The organism is Pandoraea sp. 64-18 (genome assembly GCF_001899225.1).
Lineage (GTDB): Bacteria > Pseudomonadota > Gammaproteobacteria > Burkholderiales > Burkholderiaceae > Pandoraea > Pandoraea cepalis.
The window spans coordinates 1-25099 of record NZ_MKVU01000019.1; the positions used below are offsets into that span (position 1 = coordinate 1).

Genomic DNA, 25099 nt, shown 5'->3' on the forward strand with positions numbered 1-25099 from the left:
GTTCGCGATGTCGACGCCACTGCCGTCGCTCTTCACGCGAACTTTTACGTTGTAATCCACTACCCGTTTGACCGGTACCAGGATCTTCATGAACTCGCTCCAAAGTTACGTTAACGTCAATCCGCTGTCATTATAACCACACAGCGAATGACGCATTTGTTGTCGATTCAATGCATTTTGTGGCGTTAATTCGTGATGCCCGTCTGAATTGCCGCAAATGCACAATCCGCAAGTCAGCGACGCCATAACGCGACCGGTACGCGCTGTCACGCAACCGATCTACCCCGAACGATCGTGCTATTTTTATGGAAATCTCGACGGGCAGCCAGTCCCCGTGTGGTGCATTTCCTCTAGAGAAATCACCCCGTCGCTCAGGCGCCTATGATCGAATGGCGCACCCGATAATCGCTGTGCCATCGCACGCGTGACGGCCACTCGGCCAACGCGTCAGGAGGAGACATGACTACGTATTCCGAATCGCGCCTGCACGCGAGCGACGGCCTTTCACTGCACGTCCATTGCTGGACGCCCGATACCGGGGGGGCGCGCTTGCGCGCGGTGGTGGCCATCATCCACGGGATGGGCGAGCACGGCGGGCGTTACGCACGCCTGGCGGAGCACTTCGCCGCGCAAGGCCTCGCCACCGTCACTTACGACCTTCGCGGGCACGGCCGCTCGGGCGGCGCGCGCGTCTTTGTGAAGCATTTCGACGAGTACCTCGACGACACTGAAATCTTCCTCACGCACGTGCGCACCCAGTTCGGTCCGGCACCGTTGTTCCTGCTCGGCCACAGCATGGGGGGCGCCATCGCAGCCTTGTACACCATCACCCGGGCACCGGCGAACGTGCGCGCGCTGATGCTGAGCAGCCCGGCGCTCGCGCCCGGTGAGCCCGTCGCCCCATGGATGGTGAAAGCCGGGCGCTGGGTGTCGCGCTGGCTGCCCAAGGTGCCCGTCTTCAAGATCGATCCTGCCATGATCGCGCGCGACAAGGCCGTGGTGGCCGCCGCGAAGCAAGATTCACTCAACGCCTATCGCGGCACGCCGGCGCGCACCGCCGCCGAGCTGCTCGACGCGATGGCGCGCATTCACGCCAACGCCGACGCGCTACGTCTGCCGCTGTACGTCTTCCACGGCACCGCCGACCGGCTCACCGCCCCATGGGCAAGCGAGCAATTCCACGGCAACGCGGGCTCGCAGGACAAGACACTGCGCCTCTATCCCGGGCACTTTCACGAAACGCTCAACGATCTCGATCGCGAAAAGGTCATCGACGAACTGACACAGTGGCTGATGCAACACCTGCCCGACACGCCAGCGGCGCAGCCGACGCAACCGACCGTCGGGGCACACGATAGCGTCTGAGCAATGGCGTCGGCCAGGCACTCGACGCACGCCCGGAACCCCGCACGCGAGCAGGGTCTCGTCACGTGCCGCCCTGCTGCGCGCTACACTGAAGACGTGTGGAACTGCGAGGAGCCTCCGGCATGCAAGCGCAGACGAAATACTCGCCGCAAACGGTCACCGGCATGCATTTCTGGACGCCGACGATCTTCAGTATCAAGACCACGCGACCGCCCGGCCTGCAATTTACAGCGGGACAGTTCGTGCGGCTCGGACTTCCCGACGACGACAGCGAAAGCGGCGAGATGATCTGGCGCCCCTATTCATTGGTAAACTCGCCCAATGAAGATACATTGGAGTTCTACCTGATTACGATTCCCGAGGGGAAACTTACGCCCCGTCTGGCGCAACTCAAGGTCGGCGACACGCTCTTCGTCGATCACATCGCCTATGGCTTCCTGACGCTCGACCGATTCACCGGCGGCGAAGACCTCTGGCTGCTCGCCACCGGTACTGGCCTGGCACCCTTTGTGTCGATCCTGCGCGACCCCGCGGTATGGCACCGCTTCAAACGCCTCTTCGTCGTGCACAGTGTGCGATGGGCGCACGACCTCGCTTATTACGACGAGCTGAAGCATTTCTCGCACCCCGACGTCGATCCGTCGCTGGTCGATAAACTGCATTACGCCGCGTGCGTGACGCGCGAGCAAACGCCAGGCGCGCTGAACGGACGTGTGACGTCGCTGCTGGCGTCAGGCGAGCTGGAGAAGGCGATGGGGGCGACGCTCGACCCGGCCACGTCGCGCATCATGGTTTGCGGTAATCCGGACATGATCAAGGCGCTGCGCGCCTGGTTCACCGACAAGGGATACGCCGTAAGCCGTACGGCGATGCCCGGGCCGCTCGTGCTGGAAAAGCAGTGGTAAGGCGCGAGAACCGCAAAACGATTCGATAAGCACGTTCGGCGCCCAAAACGCATCGGGCGCTTCGGGGCGCCGTCCTCGTCAGTCGGGCCGCTTCGCCCAGTCGGGGGCGCGCTTCTCGATGAACGCTTGCACCCCTTCCAGCGCACAGTCGTCCATCATGTTGCAGGCCATCGTCTGCCCCGCCATCTGATAAGCGGCCTCGATGCCGGTCTCGACCTGCCGGTAGAACAACCCCTTGCCCGCTGCCACCGCCGCGGCGGGCTTCGCCAGGATCGAACGGCATAGCGCCGCCACTTCCGCGTCAAGCCGCTCCATTGCCACCACACGATTGACGAGACCGCGCTCGCGGGCCGTCTGCGCGTCGATGAAATCGCCCGTGAGCAGCATCTCCATCGCCTGCTTGCGCGAGAGATTGCGCGAGAGGGCCACACCCGGCGTCGCGCAGAAAAGGCCGACGTTGATGCCGGAGACAGCGAAGCGCGCCGCCGACGTCGCCACCGCCAAATCGCACATCGCAACCAGTTGACATCCCGCCGCCGTTGCAATGCCATGCACGCGGGCAATGACCGGCTGCGGCATGCGCTGCATCGTCAGCATCACACGCGTGCATTGATTGAACAGCGCGCGGTAGCTGTCGAGCGACGGTTCGGCGCGCATTTCCTTGAGATCGTGTCCGGCACAGAACGCCGGACCGGCGGCCGCCAGCACAACCACGCGCGCGCTGGCATCGCGCTGCGTGTCGTCGAGCGCACGTTGCAGCGCGTCGAGCATCGCTATCGAGAGGGCGTTGAATTGACGCGGGCGATTCAGCGTCAGCGTGACCACACCGGCCAGCTCGCCTTCACCTCGTGTGACGAGAACAAGCGGCTCAGGCGTCGCTGTCGTCGCTTCGGATGCGGTCATGGTCTCTCTCCCGTACCGCGTCGTTTCGCGCGGCATCGCACAGTCGTCAAGCGCGAATTATCAAACGTCGGCGAGCACTTTCAGGTGCGCCACGACACTGCGTCCGAGCGCCGAAAGGTTGTAGCCGCCCTCCAGGCAGCTCACAATGCGCCCCTTCGCATGACGATCCGCCACCGCTTTCACGCGTTCGGTGATCCACGCGAAGTCCGCCTCGGTCAGACCGAGATTGCCGAGGTCATCTTCGCGGTGCGCGTCGAAGCCCGCCGAGAAGAAGATCATCTCCGGACGGAACGCGTCGAGTTGACCCAGCCAGCCGTAGTCGATCGCCTCACGGACCTGCATGCCCGAGGTACGCGCGGCGATCGGAATGTTGAGCATGTTCGGTGCCGGATCGACCGCGCCCGAAAACGGGTAGAAAGGGTGCTGAAAAATGCCGCACATCAGCACGCGTTCATCGTTGCCGAACGCGGCTTCCGTGCCGTTGCCGTGATGCACGTCGAAGTCGACGATCGCCACCCGCGAGAGTCCGTGCACTTCGAGCGCGTGCGCCGCAGCGATCGCCACGTTATTGAACAGACAAAAACCCATGGCGCGCGTAGGCGTGGCGTGATGGCCCGGCGGGCGAACGCTGCAAAACGCGTTGTCGAGCTCGCCGCGCAGCACGGCATCGGTCGCCGCAATCGCCGCACCGGCCGCACGCGTGGCCGCACGCCACGAGTACGGGTTGAGCAACGTGTCGGGATCGATCGGGAAATAGCCGGACTCGGGGATGTTGTCGCGAATGAAGTCGATGTGATCCTGCGTGTGCACGAGCCGCAGGCTGGCCTCGTCGGCGGCTGGGGCTTCACGGCGCTCGAGCAGGCCGTCGATGCGTCCTGCGATCAATTGGTCCTCGATGGCACGCAGCCGTTCGGGACATTCCGGATGCCACTCGCCCATTTCGTGACGGATGCAATCGGGGTGCGTATAAAACCCGGTAGCCATTCGGTGTGTCGCCTATCGCTTCGAATCGTTATGGTGGGACGGGTGGGGGACGCCCGCCGTGCCGTGCGCCTCGCGTCCGGTAGCGGCCGGGCGGAGCGCGTGGCATGCGATGCCGCACTACACTGGCGCTCGCTTGCCGATGGCCGGCATCCCCCATGAGTCCTGTCACGGACAGTGCTCAGGCCTTAAGGTATCACAGGTGCACTCGGTTATACTGCCAAGCAGTCTCCCAGCAGACCCGTGTCAGCCGGCAAGGGCCGTTCACCTGAATTTCGGGACGGCGGGAACCGGCATGAATGGTTGATGCTCTCGTTATCGGCGCGTCTCGGATCACTGACGCACGCCCTGACGAACGCGTCAACGCGACTAACGCGACGGCGGCCAAGGTGGCTGCGTTGCCTTCGGACTTCATACAGGCCTGACAGACAGCATGACATCACCGGTACGGATGTACGATTCGCTCTCGCCGGCGCACACGCGCCCGCCCCATCGACCGGACACTGACCGCCCTCGCGCGGCTGCCCTGCGCAAACGTGCCGACACCCCCTCCCTCTCGCCACTGTTGCGGCTCGCGCAGGCGTTCGGCGTGGCGCTTTGCGTCGGCACGTTCGCGCTGACGTCTGCCGGCGTGCACGCGCAAACACGCGCCAAGCCGATCGCAAAGGCGGAATTCGAGGAAGAGGTCGTACCGCAACGCTATGCGGCGAACCCCGAGGTCGACGCGTTCATCAACGACCTCGTGGCGCGCGACGGATTCGATCGCGCCGAGCTGCAAAATGTCTTCTCGCGCGTGGTGTTCTCGCAGACGGCGGCGCGTCTGGCGGCACCGCCCGCCACGCCCGGCCAGAAGAACTGGACACGGTACGAGCGGAATTTTCTCGATAACACGCGCATCAACGGCGGCGTGCGTTTCTGGAACCAGAATGCGGCGGCACTCGCGCGCGCGGCGAAACAATATGGGGTGCCCGAGGAGATCATCGTCGCGATCATCGGCGTCGAGACCATTTACGGGCGCAACATGGGCAACTTCCGCACCATCGATGCGCTCACCACGCTGGCGTTCGACTATCCGCCCGCCCGCAACCGGTCGGAGCGCATGGCGCTGTTTCGCAACGAGCTGGAAAACCTGTTGCTCTACGCGCGCGAGCGCGGGGTCGATCCGTTCGGCATCTACGGTTCGTACGCGGGCGCCATCGGCATTCCGCAGTTCATGCCGTCATCGATCCGCAACTACGCCGTCGATTACACCGGCGACGGCAAGATCAACCTCACGAACGATGTGGCCGACGCCATCGGCAGCGTCGCCAATTTTCTCAAGCAGCACGGCTGGCAGGCGAAACAACCGGTCGTCTGGAATATCGCCGGGGATCGCGGCAGTCAGGGGTTGGCCGAAGCCGGGGCAGACGGGCAACCTGAGCCGCATTGGAAGCTCGGCGACTTCATCAAGGCAGGCATGCTGATGAACGAGCCGCGGCTCGATGTCGGGGCATCGCTCGACACGCCGGTGCTCATCGTCGATCTGCCTACGCCGGGACAAGCCACCGAATACCGCATGGGTCTGACGAACTTCTACGTGCTCACGCGTTACAACCGTAGCTTCTTCTACGCGATGTCGGTGTACGATCTTGCCGACGCGATCAAGGCAGCGCGCGCTCCGTAAGACAGGATGCCGAGCCGCACTCGCCATGCAAAACGGGACCCACTGGGTCCCGTTGTTCATGATGCGAGGCATCCCGTCACGTGCGCGTGACCGGCACCGCGGCGCATTACGCCGGGAACACCCCGGTCGACAAATAACGATCGCCGCGATCGCACACCACGAACACGATCGTGGCATTCTCGACTTCATGCGCCAGATTCAATGCAATCTGGCAGGCGCCCGCAGCTGAGATCCCGCAGAAAATTCCCTCTTCCGCCGCAAGACGGCGCGCCATGATTTCCGCTTCCGCCTGCGTCACGGGGATGGTGCGATCCACACGTGCCCGATCGAAGATCTTCGGCAGGTAGGCTTCCGGCCACTTTCGAATGCCCGGGATGCGCGAGCCTTCGGCGGGTTCGGCGCCGATGATCTGCACCGCGTCGCTCTGCTCTTTCAGATACTGCGATACGCCCATGATCGTGCCCGTCGTACCCATTGCGGAGACAAAGTGGGTGACGCGCCCTTCGGTATCGCGCCAGATCTCCGGACCGGTGCTCTCGTAGTGCGCGAGCGGGTTGTCCGGGTTGGCGAACTGGTCGAGGATGATGCCGCGTCCGTCGCGCTGCATCTGCTCGGCGAGATCGCGGGCGTATTCCATGCCCCCCTTGACTGGTGTCAGGATGATCTCAGCGCCATACGCACCCATGCTCTGACGGCGCTCGATGGAGAGATCTTCCGGCATGACGAGGACCATCTTGTAGCCGCGAACGGCCGCAGCCATCGCCAGCGCAATGCCGGTATTGCCGGACGTGGCTTCAATCAGCGTATCGCCGGGCTTGATGCGGCCGCGCAATTCGGCGTGCTTGATCATCGACAGCGCCGGACGGTCTTTCACCGACCCCGCCGGGTTGTTGCCCTCGAGCTTGCCGAGAATCACGTTGTTGCGGCGACGGATTTCGTCGTCGGGCAAACGCATCAGTTGTACCAGCGGCGTATTGCCGATGGTGTCTTCGATAGTCTTGTAGGCCATTGCGCTAAGCTGTTTCGGTCGGGAATCGGAACATTCTAATCCACCGGCCATGTCCGCGCTCAGGGGAGGGATTTCGGCCGGACATCGCAATGGCGATGCCCGGCCGCCCGTCGGGGCGTCAGAGCTTCGGTGCGCTAGCCGCCGACGGAGCCTTGGCCTTCTTGGATTTGGAGGGCTTTGCCGGGGCTGCGGCGGGCGCGGCCGCCGGCGCCGATGCCGCGGCAGGGGCCGCGCCCGCCTTGGCCGCCTTGGCATCCTTCGACTTCTTCGACCGGGTCGCCTTCGCGTCCGATGCGCCTGCGGCCGATGCCGCCACCGGAGCCGGCGTCGAGCGCTTGGCCGACATAGTCGCCGCACCTGGCGCCGCAGGCTTCATCGTCGAACCGGCGGCAGGCGTCGGCACAGGCGTCTTTTGAGTCGTCGTCGATGGGACAGGCGCCGCCGGCGTCATGGGCTTGGCGGTCGTCGCAGGTGCCACAGGCGTTTGCGCGGCAGGCGGCATCGGTTTGGCCGGTGCCGCAGGCGCCGCGGCCCCACCCTGCCCGTTGATCGTCATGCCTTCGGACTGAAGCGTGGTCACGGACTTGGCGCCCAGCCCCTTGACGCGTTTGGCAACGTCCGCCGCATCCTTGTAAGGGCCGTGGGCGTTACGCTCGTCGACGATGGCTTTGGATTTGACCGGCCCAATGCCCTTGAGCGATTCGAGCTGCGCCTGGTCGGCGGTATTGATGTCGACGGCAGCCATGGCCAGGCCGCACAGGGTGAAAAAGGCAACAACCGCCAGCAAGAACTTGCGAAGCATGATCTGTTCCTTATGAAGTCACTCGGGCCGATATCGCGGATATCGTGGACATCCTCGACACCCCGATTATGGCTTAACGTCCAGGAACGGCTACGGATGACATCGCACGCCCACAACATCAAACAAAACGGGGAGCCAGTGGGCTCCCCGTCCGTCTTGCGCTGTGACTCGCCATTTACTGCGCGAGCAACCAGCGCACGTACCGCGAGACGCCCTCACCCACCGTGTAGAAAGGCTGCTGATAACCACCCGATTGACGAAGATGATCAATGTTCGCCTGCGTAAAGCATTGGTACTTGCCGCGCAGCGCGTCGGGGAACGGGATGTACTCCACGAGTCCCTGCTTGACCAGTTCGTCGAGCGACAGCGCCGACTCCCCCGCTTCGGCGCGAAGCGTGTTGATCACGGCAACGGCGATATCGTTGAACGGCTGGGCACGGCCCGTGCCGAGGTTGAAGATGCCGCTTCGCTCAGGATGGTCGAAAAAGTGCAGGTTCACCTTCACCACGTCTTCCACCGACACAAAGTCGCGGCTTTGCGTACCGGCAGCGTAGCCGTTGTATTCACCGAAGAGCTTCACCCGACCATTGGCGCGGAATTCGTTGAAGTTGTGGAACGCGACCGAGGCCATACGCCCCTTGTGCGCCTCACGCGCGCCATAGACGTTGAAGTAGCGAAAACCGGCCACCTGACTCGGAAGCTTGCCGCCGGCCTCGCGCATCGCCCGACGCACGATCTGGTCGAACAGAAACTTCGAGTAACCGTAGACGTTGAGCGGTTTCTCGAATTCCCGTGCTTCCACAAACGTTTCCGACGCACCGTACGTCGCCGCAGACGAGGCGTAGAGGAACGGCACGGTCTGCGCCTGGCACGCTTCGAACAACGCACGCGTATAACGGAAGTTGTTCTCCATCATGTAGCGGCCGTCGGTCTCCATGGTGTCGGAGCAGGCGCCTTCGTGGAAAATCGCGCGCACACGGCCGAATTCACGACGCTGGAAGCGCGCGACGAAGTCGGTCTTGTCGAGGTAATCGCTGATCTCACAGTCGACCAGGTTGCGGAACTTGTCGGCGCGCGTGAGGTTGTCGACTGCCACGATGTTGGTTTCGCCGCGCTCGTTGAGGGCTTTGACGAGGTTGGCGCCAATGAATCCCGCGGCACCGGTCACGATGATGGTCATGTCAGTTCGGAAAAGAGTTCGGTGTAGTCCACAGTCGCCGTACCCAGCTTGCCGACGACAATACTGCCCGCGCGATTGGCGAGCACAACGGCCTGCGCGAGCGGCAGACCCGCAGAAAGCGATGCGGCGAGCGTTGCGATCACAGTGTCGCCCGCGCCTGAAACATCATACACTTCGCGTGCCTGCGCCGGCACGTGCAGCGCGCCGCTCGCGGTGAAGAGCGTCATGCCTTCTTCCGAACGCGTGAGCAACAGCGCCTCGAGATCAAGCGACTCACGCAGCGTCTGCGCGCGGGCTGTCAGGTCGTCTTCCGAGCGCCATTCGCCCACGACTTGCTGCAATTCAGAGCGGTTCGGCGTCAGGATGCTGGCGCCGCGATATCGCTCGTAATCACTGCCCTTCGGGTCCACGAGTACCATTTTGCCTGCGGCGCGCGCCGCTTCGATCATCGGCTGCACATGCGTCAGGCCGCCCTTGGCGTAATCCGAGAGCAGCACGACGTCGTAGCTGTCGAGCAGTTGACGATACTGATCAAGCACCGCCAGCAGCACTTCCCGGGCCGGCTGGTTCTCGAAATCGATGCGCAGCAATTGCTGCTGACGCGACACGATGCGCAGCTTGATCGTCGTCGCCAGATCGGCGTCGCGGGTCACAAAGGCCGTCACACCGCTCTCGTCGAGCAGGTCGACGACGCGCTCGCCCGGTTCGTCTTCCCCCAGCACGCAAAGCAGCCCGGCCTGCGCCCCCAGCGACGCGGCGTTGAGCGCCACGTTCGCCGCACCGCCCAGCCGCTCTTCGTTGCGCTTGACGTGCACCACCGGCACCGGCGCTTCCGGGGAAATGCGATTGACGTCGCCGAACCAGTAGCGATCGAGCATCACGTCGCCGACGATCAGCACGCGCGCGCGGCTAAACGCCGCGCGAGGCACGGTTGGCACGCCGGGTGCCTGCACCGTGCGCGTGAGCGAAGTTGCCGTCAAAGTCATCTGTCGTTCCTCGTAACTCAGGCCGACTCGTGCACCCCACGGCCGATGCCGTGGTACTCGATGCCCAGCTCCTTCATAGCGTCCGGTTCGTACAGATTCCGGCCGTCGAAAATCAGCGGCAGCGAAAGCGCCGCCCTCACGCGCGCGAAGTCCGGGCTGCGGAACGCTTTCCATTCCGTGACGATGACGAGCGCGTCGGCGCCCGTCAGCGTGTCGTTCTGCGTCGCACAGAAATCGATGCGGGCGTGCGCCTCGGCATCGTCTGCGAAGTCGAGCGCGACCACGCGGCGCGCTTCGTCGAGCGCCACCGGATCGTAAGCGCGCACCCGGGCGCCACGACGCACCAGCTCGGCGATGACGCGGCGGCTCGGGGCTTCGCGCATGTCGTCGGTATTCGGCTTGAACGCCAGCCCCCACAACGCGAACGTCTTGTCCGACAGATCGTCGCCGAGGCGGTTGACAATCTTGTCGATCAGCACGGCCTTTTGCGTTTCATTGACGGCTTCCACTGCGTTAAGAATTCGCAACGGCAGGCCATAGTCCTCGGCGGTGCGCACGAGCGCCTGGACGTCCTTCGGGAAGCACGAGCCACCGTAGCCGCAGCCGGAGTACAGGAAGTGGTAGCCGATACGCGGGTCCGAGCCAATGCCCTTGCGCACGTCTTCGATATCCACGCCGACGCGATCGGCCAGATTGGCCATCTCGTTCATGAACGAGATACGCGTGGCGAGCATGGCATTTGCCGCGTACTTGGTAAATTCCGCCGAGCGCACGTCCATGTACAGGGTGCGCTCGTGGTTGCGGTTGAACGGCGAATACAGGCGCTTCATCATCGCGCGCGCCTGTTGGCCGTCGGCGTCGTCGTCCACACCGATCACGATACGATCCGGGCGCATGAAATCGTCAACGGCCGCCCCTTCCTTCAGGAATTCGGGGTTCGAAACGACGGAGAACGACACGTTTTCGCCACGCTTGCCGAGTTCGTCAGCCACCGCAGCACGCACCTTGTCGGCCGTACCGACCGGCACGGTCGATTTATCGACGATGACCTTGAAGCTCTTGGCGTAGCGGCCGATGTTGCGCGCCGCGGCCACGACATATTGAAGGTCGGCCGAGCCATCTTCGTCCGGGGGCGTGCCCACCGCGATGAACTGAACGTCGCCATGGGCGACCGAGGCTTCGACATCGGTCGAAAATTGAAGGCGGCCAGCGGCGCGATTGCGCGCGATGACTTCCTGCAGGCCGGGTTCGTGAATCGGCACGCCGCCGTTGTTCAGGATTTCGATCTTGCGCGGATCGACGTCGAGGCAGAACACGTCGTTGCCGACGTCCGCCAGGCACGCCCCAGTGACGAGGCCGACGTATCCGGAGCCGATGATAGTGACTTTCATGATTGCGCGAACTAAGAGTAATTAGGAGGCCGCCGGCACGTCGACACGTCGCGGCGTATAGGTCTCCCAGCCGTTACAGCCGGGGCATTGCCAATAAAACAATCGCGCGCGGAAGCCGCACTGGTCGCAGACATACCGGGGCAACGACTTGGTACGCTGCGTGATGAGCTTGCCCATGAGCTGCAGGTCCGACTGCGTGTCGCCGTGCGCCGTGGCGGCATGGGCTTCGAGCAGGCGCACCATGCCGGGCGCGCTCGGCGCGCGGTGCATCTGTTCGCGCATGAGCTTGAGCGCCGCTTCCGGGCCTTCGAGGGCAATCGACTGCTCATAGACGATCTCCAGCAGATCGTCAGACGGATTCTTGCGCAGCGCATCGCTCAGCACGGCGAGCCCTTCTTTCGCCCGGCCCAATGCCTCATACGCCCGCATCAGGCGCTTGGCCGCCAGGCCGAGGTACACCGGATTCTGCTGCTCGATGGTGCGAAGCACGCGCAACGCGCCTTCGGCGTCGCCCGCAGCGAGCAGCATGTCGCCGCGCAGCAGCGGCGCACGCACGTTGGCGGGATTGACCGCGAGCGCAGCGTCCAGCGCTTGCGTAACGGCGTCGGCGTCCTTGCGTTGCAGCGCTTCCTGCGCCAGCTCGCAGTGGAACTGCGCGATCTCCTTGCGGTACGACACGGCAGGGTCGAGGTCACTCAGCGCCTCGGCCTCGGTCAGCGCCTTATGCCATTCCTTCTCGATCTGATAGATCGTGAGCTTTGCATGTTGCGCTGCCTTGGCATAAGCCCCAGTGTGCAGTCGGCCGAACGCCTCTTCGGCACGGTCTAGCAACCCCGCCTTGAGAAAATCGTGGCCGAGTTCGTAGAGCGCGTGCTCATGATCGGCTGACGGCAGGTCATGGCGCGAGAGCAGGTTCTGGTGCACACGAATGGCGCGCTCCGTCTCGCCGCGACGACGGAACAGACTACCCAGCGCGAAGTGCAGCTCGGTGGTCTCGGGATCAAGCTTGGCGACTTCGATGAAGGCATCGATCGCCTTGTCGGGCTGCTCGTTGAGCAGGAAGTTCAGACCGCGAAAGTAGGACGCCGGCAGATTACGGCTCTCGGAGAGCAAGCTGCGCAGATCCAGGCGTGCGGCCACCCAGCCGCAGCCAAAAATCACGGGGATGGCCAATAGCCACCAGACCTCGAATTCCATGAATGCGTGTTGTCGTTGAAACAGTCGATGAAGAGGGCGAGCGTCGCGCGCCGTGTCGCCCGAATTAGACCGGCGGTAGCATCGGCGGTTGATCCCCCGCCTCGGGGTCGCGTTGTGCACGGGCCAGATCGCGCCGCGTGCGGCGTAGCTCCAGGCGCTGACGCATCAGGCTCGGCAATGTCGCGAGCACGCCGATGACGCCACCGACCACGAAAAACGCCAGGCCGATCATGATGAGCGGTGCCGTCCACGTATGCCCCAGGAAAAGGTTCAACGTGACTTCGCCCGTGTTGGCGAGCGCGAGACACAGCAACACCACAAACACGATGAGACGAACGATCCAAACAATCAGCTTCATGCCGAAAGGCTCCTGCGGCAGGGTTGCCGTATGTTTTGCGACTTGAGCGGCCACGGGCCACGGCGTCGATGCCGCCGACGCACCCGGGCCGGCACGTGGCCGTATTGTACCGGATGTGCTCCGTCAGGCGCCGTTACTGCAGCAAGCTTCACGTTGGCGTCAGTGGCCCGCACGTCTTGCCGCCAAATGCAAAAAAAGCGCCCGAAGGCGCTTTTCTCGCGTAGTAGATCCCAAAGGGCCTTATTGGTCCGACGCCTTGTGATCAACCCGCTCTCGCAACTCCTTGCCGGGCTTGAAGTGCGGCACGAATTTCTCCGGCACCATCACTTTCTCACCCGACTTCGGATTGCGGCCGACACGCGGTGGCCGACGGTTGAGCCCGAAGCTACCGAAACCGCGGATCTCGATTCGATGACCGCGCGCAAGCGCGTCTGCCATCGCATCGAGAATGGTCTTCACCGCGAAATCGGCATCCTTGAGCACCAACTGGGGAAACCGCGCCGCCAACTGGTTGACCAATTCAGACTTGGTCATAGGCCTTGGACCTTACTGATTCTGGCTGTCCAGCTTGGCTTTGAGCAGGGCACCCAGATTCGTGGTGCCGCTCGCTGCCGAGCTATCCGACGACATCTTGCTGATCGCTTCTTGCTGTTCAGCCGAATCCTTCGCCTTGATCGACAGGTTGATGTTGCGCGACTTGCGATCGATGTTGACGATCATTGCATTGACCGCTTCACCTTCCTTGAGCACGTTGCGGGCATCTTCCACACGGTCGTGCGAAATTTCCGAAGCGCGCAGGTAACCTTCGACGTCTTCACCCAGCGACACGACGGCACCCTTCGGGTCGACCGCCTTGATGGTACCGTCAACGATCGAGCCCTTGTCGTGAATGGCCACGAACGAGTTGAACGGATCGCCTTCGAGCTGCTTGATGCCCAACGAGATGCGTTCCTTCTCGACGTCGATGCCCAGAACCACGGCTTCGACTTCGTCGCCCTTCTTGTACTTGCGCACGGCGTCTTCGCCGGTTTCGCTCCACGACAGGTCCGACAGGTGAACCAGGCCATCGATGCCGCCCGGCAGACCAATGAACACGCCGAAGTCGGTGATCGACTTGATGCCGCCCTTGATCTTGTCGCCCTTCTTGAAGTTGCGCGAGAAGTCGTCCCACGGGTTCGCCTTGCACTGCTTCATGCCCAGGCTGATACGACGACGGTCTTCGTCGATCTCGAGCACCATGACTTCGACTTCGTCGCCCAGCTGGACAACCTTGGTCGGTGCAACGTTCTTGTTGGTCCAGTCCATTTCCGACACGTGAACCAGGCCTTCGATGCCCGATTCCACTTCGACGAATGCGCCGTAGTCGGTAATGTTGGTGACCTTGCCGAACAGGCGGGTGCCTTGCGGGTAGCGGCGAGCAATGCCTTCCCACGGATCGTCGCCGAGTTGCTTGACGCCCAGCGAGACACGGCCCTTCTCTTGATCGAACTTGAGGATCTTGGCGGTGACTTCCTGGCCAACCGACAGCACTTCGCTCGGGTGACGCACACGACGCCAGGCGATGTCGGTGATGTGCAGCAGGCCGTCGATACCGCCGAGGTCGACGAATGCGCCGTAGTCGGTGATGTTCTTGACCACGCCCTTGACGATCGCGCCTTCCTTGAGCGTCTCGAGCAGCTTGGCGCGCTCTTCACCCTGGGTGGCTTCGATCACGGCACGACGCGAGAGCACAACGTTGTTGCGCTTGCGATCGAGCTTGATCACACGGAATTCGAGGGTCTTGCCTTCGTACGGGGTCGTGTCCTTGACCGGACGCGTGTCCACCAGCGAGCCCGGCAGGAATGCGCGGATGCCGTTGACCATGACGGTCAGGCCGCCCTTGACCTTGCCGGTAATCGTGCCGGTCACGAGCTCGCCCGATTCGAGGGCCTTTTCCAGTTGCAGCCACGAGGCCAGACGCTTGGCCTTGTCGCGCGACAGCACGGTGTCGCCGTAGCCGTTTTCCAGGGCGTCGATCGCCACGGAAACAAAATCGCCGGCCTGAACTTCGACCTCGCCCTGATCATTCAGGAATTCTTCGATAGGGATGTACGCTTCGGACTTGAGCCCGGCGTTGACGACCACAAAGTTGTGGTCAACCCGAACGACTTCTGCGCTGATGACTTCACCAGCACGCATGTCTTGACGGGAGAGCGACTCTTCGAAGAGTGCCGCGAATGATTCGTTAGTCGAGGTTTGCAGGTCGGACATAAATGTGGATTACGCCGCTGACGTCCGTCACCCGAAGGGGGGGTTGACGATCACGCACAACGGTTGGGTTAAAGGTTGACAAAGCCACGACGGGTGACTGCATGAAACACCCTGTCAGGCGCCTTGCGGATACTGCACCTGCGCGAACCATTCGAGCACCTGGGCCACCGCCTGATCGACGTTCAGCCCCGACGTGTCGAGTACCCGCGCACCCTCTGCTGGCCGTAGGGGCGCTTCGGCACGGGTACGATCCCGCGCATCGCGCGCCTCAAGATCCAGCATCAGACTGTCTATGTTAGCAGAAAATCCTTTTTCTATCAATTGCTTATAACGCCTCTCGGCGCGCGCCTGCGGTGTGGCCGTCAAAAACACCTTCAGATCGGCCTCCGGGAAGATCACCGTGCCCATGTCGCGACCGTCCGCAACGAGGCCTGGCGCGGTCTTGAAGGCCCGCTGAAGCGACACGAGCGCGTGACGGACCGCCTTGTGCACGGCGATGCTCGATGCCCGGTTGCCGATCGCCTCGGCGCGTATCGCGTCGGTGACGTCCTCCCCGGCCAGCCAGATGCGCTGCTCCTTGAACCGCACATCGAGCGTCTCTGCGAGCACCGTCAGCGCCCCGACGTCGTCCGGATCGATCCCGTGCCGGGCGCTCGCCAGCGCCGTCAGCCGGTACAGCGCCCCACTGTCGAGATAGTGAAAGCCCAATGCATCGGCCACACGGTGTGCCACCGTCCCTTTGCCGGATGCCGTTGGGCCATCCACCGTAATGACCGGAATCGAGTCGTCCACCATCGTGAAATCAGGCATCCCTTCGTCTCTGTGTGTTCAAAACATCAAAAAATGAAATCTCGTGCGCAAATAGTAATGATTACTATTTTTGCGCAGGCACCATTGGCGCGTCCCGAAAACTCGGCCGCCGCGCAAGATCGCGATTATCCCTTAGCCAGTCCGAATGGGGGTCTCTACGCACGGGAGGGCGACATGCCCCGTGGCTCGCACCGATGAATCGGGCGCCCGGGCGCGCTCAAGGGCACGGGTGAGATAGATCCCGACCACCGGGCCGCGGCGGCCACGAGGGGCGCTATGCGAATTCGCTACCGCACGTTGTCCCGCCTTCAAACTGCCCGGGGTTAGGGTGGCAATGGGGGATCGCGACCATCGATTCGGCGACCGGCAGCGAACTCAAGCAACGCTGACCTGACCAGTATAGCCGTCGTGCCTCGCGCACGACTGACGCGCCGCCGGAATCGCGGTCTCGCGGCGGCAGGGGGCGCGACCGGCCGATGGATCCGATCGCTTCCCTTGCCCTGATTTCACTTGAAATCATCGGACGCGATGCCGAGGCGCCGCATCTTGTCGTACAAGGTCTTTCGGGGAATGCCCAGCTTTTCGCAAGCGAGCGATGCGCGTCCGCCGGACGCGCGCAACGCCTCTTCGATGAAACGCCGCTCGAACAGGTTCATCTGCTCGTCGAGCGTGCGCGGCGTCCCCTGCGGGCCGTCGTCCGGATCTCCGGTCCCGAGTCCGAGCGTAAAGCGCTCGGCGACGTTGCACAGTTCGCGCACGTTTCCGGGCCACGGGCGCGCCATCAGCCGATTCAGACGCTCGGCGCCGATCTCCGGCACCGGACGACCGTACGCCGCCGCCGCCCGCAGCACAAAGTGCTCGAACAGCAGCGGAATGTCTTCCCGACGCTCCCGTAGCGAGGGGATCTCGAGCACGATCACCCCAAGCCGATAGTAGAGATCGTCGCGAAACCGCTGCTGGCGGGCGAGCTCGAGCAGATCCGCCTTCGTCGCGGCAATGATCCGGCAATTCATCGGCAGCAGTTCGTTCGAGCCAATCCGCTCGAACTGGCGCTCCTGAAGCACACGCAGGAACTTGACCTGAAGTGCCATCTGCATCGTCTCGATCTCGTCGAGAAAGAGCGTGCCGGCCTGCGCATATTCCAGCTTGCCGATGCGACGTTTCAACGCCCCCGTGAACGAGCCAGCCTCATGGCCGAACACTTCGCTCTCGAATAGCGATTCGGGAAGGCCCGCGCAGTTCAGCGCGGCAAAGGGTTTGTCGCGGCGCGGGCCGAAGTCGTGCAGGCAGCGCGCAACCAGTTCCTTGCCGGTGCCCGTCTCGCCGAACACCAGCACGTTCGCATCGGTATTGGCCAGTTCGAGGATCAGCTTGCGCAAATGCTCCACGGGTCGCGAATTCCCGAGGATCCTCGCATCGATACGATCACGACTCTCGAGCTGCCTGCGCACGGCCGTCAGTTCGAGCGTAAGCCGTCGGTGCTCGAGCGCACGTCGCGCAAGCTCGACGATCCGCTCCGACGCGAACGGCTTTTCAACGAAGTCGTAAGCGCCGAGGCGCATGGCCTGTACCGCCATCGCGATGTCGCCGTGCCCGGTCACGAGAATGACTGGCATCGACGCGCTCATTGCCTTCACGCGTTCGAGCAGTTCGAGTCCCGTCATGCCGGGCAGACGCACATCGCTGACGACAATACCCGGAAAATCGCCGTCGATGTGCTCAAGCGCCTCCTCGGCGCTTCCAAACGCGTCGACCTCGATGTCCGCTAGCTGCAACGCCTGGACAGTACCGAGCCTCACTGCCGCGTCATCCTCCACGAGCAGCACGCGCAAGCTGTCTGGGATCACGGGTTGCCCTCCCTGTACGTACGTAGATAAATACTGAACTCGGCGCCGCCCTCCGGCCGGCCGGAGGCTTTCAGCGAACCGCTGAACTCACGCACGATGCCCTCGGAGATCGCCAACCCGAGGCCCAGCCCCGTGCCCTGCTCCTTCGTCGTGAAGAACGGCTCGAAGAGCCGCGCGCGCACAGCCTCGGAAAGCCCCATGCCGGTATCGCGCACCCGGATCACGGTCGTATTGCCATCCGCCTCGACCGTCACCTCAAGGCGTCGCACCGGGGTGATGGCCATCGCGTCGAGCGCGTTCGTGAACAGGTTCACGAGCACTTGCTCGAGCCGATTGGCATCGGCGAGCACGCGGGCATCGGCCAATTGCGCGTCGAACATGAGCTCGACCCGCTCCTTTCGCAGCCGCTGTCCAACGAGGAACAACGCGTTATTGATCGCCTCGGCGGCAACGACAGGCTGGAGCTGCGTCGGCGCCTTGCGGGCGAAGCGCTTCAGTTGCGACGTGATCCGCCCCATTCGCTCTATCAACTCGCCGATCATCCGAAGATTGGCCTCGGCGTGACTCGGCCGCCCCCGTTCGAGGAATGTCAGCGCGTTGTCCGACAGCGTGCGTAGCGCCGCGAGCGGCTGATTGAGCTCGTGGGTGACGCCCGCCGCCATCTGCCCGAGCGCCGCCATCTTGCCCGCCTGCACAAGCTCCTCGAATGCCGCCTTGAGCTGCGCCTCGGTTTCCCTGTGCATCGCGACCTCGTGCTCCAGATTGCGGTTCGCGCGGCTCAGCGCCGCAGTGCGCCGCGCGACCTTGCGCTCGAGCTCCTCGTTCAGTTGCTGCAGCGCCTCGCGCAGTGCCAGCCGTTGGGCGACAATGCGCCGTCGCTGCCACACCGTCAGCGCCAGCACGACGACGAATGCGAGCCCGAGCGCGGCCGATCGGGCCAATGCACGCGCCACCGCTCGCGCAGGCGCGAGATTCGACAGCACGACAATGTGCCAGTCGGTGCCCGATACGGGACGGGTAACGACCAGGAATTCGGTTGGAAACGGCTGAGGGGTCGGCAGGCTGGCGGCCAGCGGATTGTCGCGCGCCACCGACTCGATCCACGCATTGGGTGCGAGTGTGCGCTCGATGGTGAAGCCAGCGGGCATGAGTGCCCCCGGCGCATCGTACTGGTGCGTACTCACGATCTCGGCGCGCGCGGCCGCCGACAGCGGACGTAGTGTCCTGTATTTGAGCCCCGGCACCGACGACAGCATGATCACGCCATGCGAATCGACGGCGAGCACGGGCTCGGCGCCCTGTCGCCAGACCGATTCGATCCGGTCGAGATTGACCTTGAGCGTCACGACGCCAAGCACGCGATGCGCGTCGTCATAGATCCGTTCGGCCAGAAAATAGCCCGCCTCATTGCTCACGGTGCCCAGCCCGTAGAAACGGCCATGGCCGTCTCGCATGGCGCCGATAAAGTACGGGCGGAACGAAAAGTTCGACCCGACGAACGTCTTCGGCTGGTTCCAGTTGCTCGCCGCGAGCGTGTTGCCTTGCTTGTCCATCACGTAGAACGCGCTGGAGCCCGCGTCTGCATTGACGGTCTGCAGATACGCATTGACCCGCGCGACCAGATCGCGATCGGTCGGATGGCGCAGCATCGAGAGCACGTCGGCATTCAGGCTCGCGAGCGACGGCAGATAGCTATAGTGTCGAACCTCGCTCGTCAGCGCGTTCTCGTAGCCGTCGAGCCGGTGCGCAGCGGTGTCTCGCAGCGTGCGAATCTCCACCTGCTCCGCGTAACGATAGGCCACCCATGCGCCCACCACCGTCAGCAAGGCGAACGCGACCACGAGCGCGAGCAAAACACGCGTGCGACGCGACGTTGCGCTGACGAACTTCACGACCGCCTCCCCGCAAGCCCGCGCCCCGCGGGCCCGCGAACGTCCATTGCCCACCGCCCCATCGCACCGTCTCCTCTGAAGCCATCATTCTAACGGTGCGGCGACCGACGACCATCGGCACAAGCGCTTGTCCGGCGTACCCGATCCCCGTGCTCCGCTCGATCCTCTGGCGGGAGGGGGCCTCATCAGGCCCGCGTCCTGCGTCCGCGACGACAACGCGTCGACATCCCGGACATCGTTCGCCAAACGAACCTTACAGCCCGAAGTAAGTCTCGCGCACGGCGTCGCTCGCTTCGAGCTCCGCGCGCGAGCCCGACACGCGAACCTTGCCGTGATCGAGCAAGTAACCGCGATCGGCAAGATCGAGGAACGCGATATTCTGCTCCGCGATCAGCAACGAGGTTCCGTCGCCAATGGCCGTGCGCAACGCGTCGATCACGTGCTTGACGAACACCGGCGCGAGACCGGAGGACGGCTCGTCCATCAACAGGAGGCGGGGTTCGGCGATGAGCACCTTCGCGATGCCGAGCATCTTGCGTTGCCCCCCCGACAGGCTTGCCGCGGCAGCACGCCGCTTCGCCGCCAGTGCGGGAAAAAGCGCGAACAACACTTCCTTGCGCTGACGGATTTTCGCTTCGGGCATGAAATAGCCGCCGAGCGCGATGTTCTCGTCGATCGACAGCGTCGGAAATACACCGAGCTCCGACATGAATGCGATGCCGCGCCGAATCCGCTGATCAGGCCGCAGCGTGTCAATGCGCTCGCCGTCGAGCGTGATGCGCCCGCCCTTGCACGGCAATAGCCCAATCAGCGTGCGCAGCAGCGTCGTCTTGCCCGCGCTGTTTGCACCGAGCAACAACACGGTTTGCCCGGGCTCGACCCGCATATCGACGCCCCAGAGCACCTGCATGTCCCCATAGCCGGCCTCCACGCCTTCGATTACCAGGGATGCCGTCATCATGCCGCTCCAATAAATGCAGCGATCACCTCGGGGTCGCGCGCTGCCGACGCGAGCGGTCCCTCGAACAACATGCGCCCGGCGCCGAGCACGATCACACGTTCGGTGATGCGGTTGAGAAAATCGAGCAAGTGCTCGACCACGATCATCGCGATGCCACGTGCCGACAGTCGTTGCAGCAACTCGGCAATCACATTCAATTCCGCGGGATTGAGCCCCGCACCAATCTCGTCGACCAGCAGCAATTGCGGCCGCGTGGCGAGCGCCCGTCCGAGATCGAGCAGCTTCTGTTGATTCACCGTCAGCGAACCCGCGACACGCGACGCCACACTGGCGAGACCGATGTCTTCGAGAATCGGTCCGATCTCGCGGGGATCCAGACGCACGCTGCGCGCCGCGACTTCAACGTTCTCGTGCACGGTCATGTCGCGAAACACCTTCGGCACCTGAAACGTACGGTTGATGCCAAGGTGTACACGCCGGTGCATCGGCATGCGGTTGATCGTTTGCCCGAGGAAATCGATCGCGCCCTCGTCCGCCTGCAGGAGCCCCGAGATCACGTTGATGGTCGTCGTCTTGCCGGAGCCATTCGGGCCGACGAGACCGACGATCTCGCCGGGCACGACAGCAAAGTTCACATCGTTGAGCACGACCTGTGCGCCGAAGCGCTTGTGAACGCCCACGAGTTGCAACAATTCAGAAGACATGGATACCCCGACGTTGCAGCAGCGACAGGAGGCCACCCGGCAGAAACAGCACGAGCAGCACGATGAGACCGCCATAGATGAACTGGAAGTACTGTGGCGTGGAAATCCCGATCGCCGCGTACAGGACGTAGAGCAGCCCCGCGCCGACAATCGGCCCGATGACCGTGCCGACGCCGCCGAAGAGTGCGAACACGATGGCGAACACCGAGAACTGCAACGTGAACACCGCGTCGGGATAGAACACCGAGATGCCCCATGCGTAGGTGCCGCCCGCGAGCCCGGCGATCAATGCCGACACCAGCCACGCGACGAGACGCGCCTGCACAACGTTGACGCCCGCCATCGCCGCGCTCACCGGATCCTGCTTGACCGCACGCAGCGACATGCCAAAGCCGGACGTGCGGAAGTACGCCGCAAATGCGCACGCGATGAGCAAAACGCCGAGCATGCAGGCGTAGCTTGCGTCCGGACTGTAGACCTGTTCGATCTTGAGTCCGTAGGGGCCGCCGGTCACGTCGGACAGGTTCGGGTTCGACACAACGAAGTAGATGATCTGCGACGCCGCGAGATTCGCAATCGAGAAGTAGGCGCCCGAGAGCCGCAACAGCGGCCCGAGCACCAGCCCGAGCAGTGCGGCCGCGAGGCCGCCGCCCGCGACGCACGCGAGAATGGGCAGGTGCGTATGAAGCACGAGCAGCGACGTTGCATAGGCACCACTGCCGAAAAAGCCCACATAGCCGAACGGCAAATAGCCGGTGAAGCCGTACAGCAAGTTGAGTCCCTGTGCCAGCACGATAAACGTCATGATCGTGAACAGCAGCGACTGGTTGGCGTACACATGAGGTGCCACGAGGAAGATCGCGGCAACCACTGCAAGCGTGATAGCCGGTGCGCGCAAGCGTCGCGGCGCCGTCTGTCCGGTGGGGTTCAGAGTGGTATCAAGCAAGACGCACCGCCTTTCCGAGCAAGCCCGAGGGACGAATGAGCACAATGATCAACAGCAGCGCATACGGCACTACGTTCGACCACGACGAGTAATAGGTTTGCATCAGCATCGTGCCGAGACCGAACACGAGCCCGCCGGCAATCGTGCCAAGCGGATTGCCAAGGGAGCCGATGACCACGATCGCGAACGCGGTCGTGGTGAGGTTGTCGCCAAGATCGGGCGACACCGAGCCGAGGAGATACGGCACGAACACGCCCGCGATGCCCGCGAGCGCGAGACCTGCGACGAACGCAATGGTCGACACACGGCGCACGTCGATTCCGGTGGCAACGGCCTCTTCCCGATTGGCCATCACTGCGCGAGTTGCATAGCCGAACCGCGTGCGCGAGAAATACAGCCACAGCACAACCAGCGCCGCAACGCTGATGCCGGCGGCCCACCACCAACTATCGGGAAACTGCTGGCCGAAGGCCCCCAGATTGCCGCTGCCGAGCGCATCGTCGGGCAACGAGCGCTGGTCGGCGCCGAACATCAGTACCGTCAACGACTCGAGCATCTGGCCAATGCCGAAGAACAGGATGAACGACAGCATCTCCGGGTCGTCGCTGCGCTGCAGTCGCGGCACGACGGCCCGATACATCGGCCAGCCAATGATCGCTGCCGCGGCCACCGACACGGGAATGGCCCACAACGGACTCAGGCCGAAATGATGCGAGACCATCCACGCCGCATAGCTGCCCAGCACGATGAACTGCCCGTGCGCGAGATTGATGATACGCATCACGCCGAACACGAGATTGAGTCCCAGGCCGACCAGCGTGAAGAAGATACCGTACAGAATGCCGCCCATGACGGCATAAGCAAGAAGTTCCACGTTCGTCCCTTCGCAAGCGAGGATGTCGTCGCCGGCGCCGTCGTTCGGCGCCGGCCGGTTCCTGATCAGACGATGCGACTGACGATCAGTGCGTCGGCGCCGGATACACCGGCTTGCCGGTCGCATGCGAGTCCGGATACACGACGACGAACTTGAGCCCCTTGTTGCCGTCCGGCACCATCTGGGCGACCGGGAACGGTTGGCCGAGCTGCGCCCCGTTCGCATTGATCTGGAACGGCCCCAGCAGCGTGGTCGTCTTTCCGGACATGTCCATCAAGGCCTGATGGAAGGCCGGTTGTGCAAACGTCGGTGCGTCGCCAAGCATCTTCTCCATGACAATGCCCGTGTTGTAACCGGCCGAGTCGAGGAAGGTCGGATCCTTGTGTTGGTCGGCCTGGAACGCCTGCACAAATTGCGCGGTATTCATCCCGTAAGTGACCTTGTCGTACTTGACCAGCGGCGGCGTGGGGTACGTGTACGTGTAGGCGAGCGCATCGACCCCCGCATTCTTCGTGAGCAGTTGCAGCAGTTGCCCCGGGAAGATCGTGAACGTCATGTCGAAATGCAGGCCGCTTTGCGACAGCGCGCGCAGGAATGCGATGTCGTTCGGCGCGTAGCCGAATTCAAGCAACGCCTGGGGATTGGCGGCCTTCGCCGTGTGCAGCAGCACGTTGTAGTTCGATTCCGTGGTCGGCACGCTGTGGTAGAACACCGGCGTCACGCCTCCCTTCGCGAGTTCCGCCTTCATCGTTTCGGCTTGCGAGGCATCGAAATCGTTCGCGCCGTAGACAATCGCCACGCGCTTGATCTTCTGCTTGAGGAGGAAGTTGGCGAGCGGCACCGGCCAGACCGTCGACGACGGAATACTCACATCGGCGAGGTAATCGGTCTTCTGAGTGAAGAAGTTCGCCCCCGAGCCGGTCGGATCGATCAACAGCATGTGGTGCTCAGCCGCGAGCGGCACCGCGACCGACGTCAGCACCGACCCAAAGTCGGCCACGAGGATGTCGACCTTGTCCTGCGTGATCAACTGGTTATAGAGCGTGGTGGCCGTGGACGTCGAACTCTGGTCGTCGTACGCCACGATCTTCACGGGAATCTTCTTGCCGTATGCCTTGACGAGCACCCCGCCCTGCTTGTTGACGGTGTCGGCCCAGAACTTCAGCCCTTCGTATTGCCCCTGGGAAGCCACCGCGAACGGGCCAGTGCTCGCGTAGAGCGTGCCAATACTGATCTGTGCTGGCGCCTGTGCAGCTTGCGCCCCCAGGCTGGCGAACGCGCAAGCGATCGCGGCGGCGGTCATTTTCAGCGAAGTGGCGGTTTTACGGGTCAGTCGCGCGTGCATTGAAATCTCCTCTGGATCGTTTTGACATCAAGACCTGTCCACGCCGCGCGGCGAAAGCCGCAATGACGCACGTGGTCAGGGTTCTGCTACGTGGGAAGCGAATGGGAACCGACGGCCTGAGGCCGGGCCGGTTGGGCCCGGTGGGTCAGTAAATGGGAAGGCGGGTGAATGTCATGACATGTCTCCTGATGATCGATATTCGATTGTTTGGAGAACGTTATGCAATTCGCATGCCAATCACATCGGCGAACGCAATGCCTTGATGCAGCACGGTGCCCGCGTGTCGCGACATGCGCATTGCGCGAAAATCCGCACAAATGCGCCGACGGGTGGCTGGGAAAAGTGACGTCCGGCCGGCTCGCGCCTGATGCGCCTGATGCGCCTGATGTGCCGGATGTACCGGATGTGCCGGATGCGCCGGATGTGCCGGATGTGCCGGATGTGCCGGATGCGCCGGATGTGCCGGATGTGCCGGATGTGCCGGATGTGCCGGATGTGCCGGATGTGCCGGATGTGCCGGATGTGCCGGAGAGGCCGAAAGCGCCGGAGAGGCCGGATGTTTCCGGGGCGAGGCAGGCAGAGCACGCCGATCCCGAGCCGCGCGGCACGCGGGGCTATGCAGATAGACAGGAGGGAAATTGAGGTGCACCGGGCGGTCGATCTCGTGCCAGGGGCCTGGCCACGCACACGGCCAGCGTGATCGGCCCCCGAGTGGTCTTCCGACAATCAG

General features: G+C 63.3%; 23 protein-coding genes and 1 pseudogene. 4 read left to right on the forward strand and 20 right to left on the reverse strand.

Annotation, left to right across the window (positions count from 1 at the left end):
• Nucleotides 1–90: pseudogene (locus BGP02_RS16120) on the reverse strand (electron transfer flavoprotein subunit beta/FixA family protein); the annotation flags it as partial.
• 369 nt (nt 91–459) lie between these two features.
• On the opposite strand from BGP02_RS16120, the gene BGP02_RS16125 reads away from it, so the two are divergent.
• Nucleotides 460–1365 carry an alpha/beta hydrolase gene (locus BGP02_RS16125; protein WP_286798846.1) on the forward strand — a complete coding sequence of 302 codons (906 nt, stop codon included), beginning with the start codon at nt 460–462 and terminating at the stop codon, nt 1363–1365.
• Between the two features lie 122 nt (nt 1366–1487).
• Nucleotides 1488–2270 carry a ferredoxin--NADP reductase gene (locus BGP02_RS16130; RefSeq protein WP_017232009.1) on the forward strand — a complete coding sequence of 261 codons (783 nt, stop codon included), beginning with the start codon at nt 1488–1490 and terminating at the stop codon, nt 2268–2270.
• 78 nt (nt 2271–2348) lie between these two features.
• Here BGP02_RS16130 and BGP02_RS16135 read toward each other — a convergent pair whose 3' ends face one another.
• A complete protein-coding gene (locus BGP02_RS16135) occupies nt 2349–3173 on the reverse strand; it encodes an enoyl-CoA hydratase (RefSeq protein ID WP_017232008.1) in 825 nt (274 codons plus the stop codon).
• A 60-nt stretch (nt 3174–3233) separates the two neighbouring features.
• A complete protein-coding gene (locus BGP02_RS16140; protein ID WP_017232007.1) occupies nt 3234–4157 on the reverse strand; it encodes a histone deacetylase family protein in 924 nt (307 codons plus the stop codon).
• 430 nt (nt 4158–4587) lie between these two features.
• Here BGP02_RS16140 and mltB point away from each other — a divergent pair, with 430 nt between their 5' ends.
• Nucleotides 4588–5817: a lytic murein transglycosylase B gene (mltB, locus tag BGP02_RS16145; RefSeq protein ID WP_261939033.1), complete on the forward strand. Its 1230-nt coding sequence runs from the start codon at nt 4588–4590 to the stop codon at nt 5815–5817.
• Between the two features lie 106 nt (nt 5818–5923).
• Here the strand turns inward: mltB and cysM are convergent, their stop codons facing one another.
• From cysM to BGP02_RS16230, 17 genes are all read right to left on the reverse strand, one after another.
• On the reverse strand, nt 5924–6826 hold the full coding sequence (cysM, locus tag BGP02_RS16150; protein ID WP_017232004.1) for a cysteine synthase CysM: 903 nt from the start codon (nt 6824–6826) through the stop codon (nt 5924–5926).
• A gap of 118 nt (nt 6827–6944) precedes the next feature.
• The gene (locus BGP02_RS16155; protein ID WP_261939034.1) at nt 6945–7628 is read right to left on the reverse strand and encodes a ComEA family DNA-binding protein; all 684 of its coding nucleotides are present in this window, start codon (nt 7626–7628) and stop codon (nt 6945–6947) included.
• Nucleotides 7629–7803: 175 nt separating this feature from the next.
• Complete coding sequence (gene rfaD, locus BGP02_RS16160) at nt 7804–8808, reverse strand: ADP-glyceromanno-heptose 6-epimerase (RefSeq protein ID WP_261939035.1); 1005 nt, start codon at nt 8806–8808, stop codon at nt 7804–7806.
• Nucleotides 8805–9794 carry a D-glycero-beta-D-manno-heptose-7-phosphate kinase gene (gene rfaE1, locus BGP02_RS16165; RefSeq protein WP_130025201.1) on the reverse strand — a complete coding sequence of 330 codons (990 nt, stop codon included), beginning with the start codon at nt 9792–9794 and terminating at the stop codon, nt 8805–8807. Before rfaE1 ends, rfaD begins: the two co-directional genes overlap by 4 nt.
• Nucleotides 9795–9811: 17 nt before the next feature.
• Nucleotides 9812–11185: a UDP-glucose dehydrogenase family protein gene (locus BGP02_RS16170; RefSeq protein ID WP_286798847.1), complete on the reverse strand. Its 1374-nt coding sequence runs from the start codon at nt 11183–11185 to the stop codon at nt 9812–9814.
• 21 nt (nt 11186–11206) lie between these two features.
• On the reverse strand, nt 11207–12382 hold the full coding sequence (gene lapB / locus BGP02_RS16175; RefSeq protein WP_150563137.1) for a lipopolysaccharide assembly protein LapB: 1176 nt from the start codon (nt 12380–12382) through the stop codon (nt 11207–11209).
• Between the two features lie 64 nt (nt 12383–12446).
• Complete coding sequence (locus BGP02_RS16180; RefSeq protein ID WP_017232086.1) at nt 12447–12740, reverse strand: LapA family protein; 294 nt, start codon at nt 12738–12740, stop codon at nt 12447–12449.
• 240 nt (nt 12741–12980) lie between these two features.
• Nucleotides 12981–13274, reverse strand: coding sequence for an integration host factor subunit beta (locus BGP02_RS16185; protein WP_017232087.1), 294 nt, complete (start codon nt 13272–13274; stop codon nt 12981–12983).
• 12 nt (nt 13275–13286) lie between these two features.
• Nucleotides 13287–14990, reverse strand: coding sequence for a 30S ribosomal protein S1 (gene rpsA / locus BGP02_RS16190; protein WP_017232088.1), 1704 nt, complete (start codon nt 14988–14990; stop codon nt 13287–13289).
• A 114-nt stretch (nt 14991–15104) separates the two neighbouring features.
• The gene (cmk, locus tag BGP02_RS16195) at nt 15105–15800 is read right to left on the reverse strand and encodes a (d)CMP kinase (protein WP_017232089.1); all 696 of its coding nucleotides are present in this window, start codon (nt 15798–15800) and stop codon (nt 15105–15107) included.
• A gap of 506 nt (nt 15801–16306) precedes the next feature.
• Nucleotides 16307–17647: a sigma-54-dependent transcriptional regulator gene (locus tag BGP02_RS16200; protein ID WP_017232090.1), complete on the reverse strand. Its 1341-nt coding sequence runs from the start codon at nt 17645–17647 to the stop codon at nt 16307–16309.
• Entirely contained in the window at nt 17644–19539 is a 1896-nt protein-coding gene (locus tag BGP02_RS16205) for a sensor histidine kinase (protein ID WP_017232091.1), read from the reverse strand. The genes BGP02_RS16200 and BGP02_RS16205 overlap by 4 nt, the downstream gene beginning before the upstream one ends.
• Before the next feature lie 253 nt (nt 19540–19792).
• Complete coding sequence (locus tag BGP02_RS16210; protein ID WP_232424507.1) at nt 19793–20500, reverse strand: ABC transporter ATP-binding protein; 708 nt, start codon at nt 20498–20500, stop codon at nt 19793–19795.
• A complete protein-coding gene (locus BGP02_RS16215) occupies nt 20497–21204 on the reverse strand; it encodes an ABC transporter ATP-binding protein (protein ID WP_017232093.1) in 708 nt (235 codons plus the stop codon). The genes BGP02_RS16210 and BGP02_RS16215 overlap by 4 nt, the downstream gene beginning before the upstream one ends.
• Nucleotides 21194–22150, reverse strand: coding sequence for a branched-chain amino acid ABC transporter permease (locus tag BGP02_RS16220; RefSeq protein WP_017232094.1), 957 nt, complete (start codon nt 22148–22150; stop codon nt 21194–21196). Before BGP02_RS16220 ends, BGP02_RS16215 begins: the two co-directional genes overlap by 11 nt.
• Nucleotides 22143–23024: a branched-chain amino acid ABC transporter permease gene (locus BGP02_RS16225; RefSeq protein WP_286798848.1), complete on the reverse strand. Its 882-nt coding sequence runs from the start codon at nt 23022–23024 to the stop codon at nt 22143–22145. Before BGP02_RS16225 ends, BGP02_RS16220 begins: the two co-directional genes overlap by 8 nt.
• 85 nt (nt 23025–23109) lie before the next feature.
• Complete coding sequence (locus BGP02_RS16230) at nt 23110–24369, reverse strand: amino acid ABC transporter substrate-binding protein (RefSeq protein ID WP_017232096.1); 1260 nt, start codon at nt 24367–24369, stop codon at nt 23110–23112.
• Nucleotides 24370–24588: 219 nt separating this feature from the next.
• Here BGP02_RS16230 and BGP02_RS16235 point away from each other — a divergent pair, with 219 nt between their 5' ends.
• Complete coding sequence (locus BGP02_RS16235) at nt 24589–25011, forward strand: hypothetical protein (protein ID WP_286798849.1); 423 nt, start codon at nt 24589–24591, stop codon at nt 25009–25011.
• Nucleotides 25012–25099: the final 88 nt, after the last annotated feature.